Source organism: Skermanella aerolata KACC 11604, from assembly GCF_000936425.1.
GTDB classification, from domain to species: domain Bacteria; phylum Pseudomonadota; class Alphaproteobacteria; order Azospirillales; family Azospirillaceae; genus Skermanella; species Skermanella aerolata.
Genome location: NZ_AVFK01000239.1, coordinates 1 through 351 on the forward strand (window position 1 = coordinate 1; position 351 = coordinate 351).

The 351-nt window shown below is 63.0% G+C and carries 1 protein-coding gene; it reads left to right on the plus strand.

Going from position 1 to position 351, the window contains the following annotated elements; translation table 11 throughout:
* Positions 1–351 (plus strand): Rieske 2Fe-2S domain-containing protein (locus tag N826_RS39365; protein WP_044438141.1); only part of this gene is annotated, 351 nt, incomplete at both ends.

The following is a 351-nucleotide window of genomic DNA, read 5'->3' on the forward strand; positions in this document are numbered from 1 at the left end:
GCAGCCATCGCGGCGCCATGCTGTGCCGCCACAAGCGGGCCAACAAGGCGACTTATACTTGCCCGTTCCACGGCTGGACCTTCAACAATTCCGGCAAGCTGCTGAAGGTCAAGGATCCCGAGGGTGCGGCGTATCCCGAGCAGTTCAACAAGGACGGCTCCCACGACCTGACCAAGGTGCCCCGGTTCGAATCCTACCGTGGCTTCCTGTTCGGCAGCCTGAACCCCGACGTGCCGCCGCTGGCCGAGCATCTGGGCGAGTCCGCCAAGATCATCGACCTGATCGTGGACCAGTCGCCGGATGGGCTGGAAGTGCTGCGCGGATCGTCGTCGTACATCTATGACGGCAACT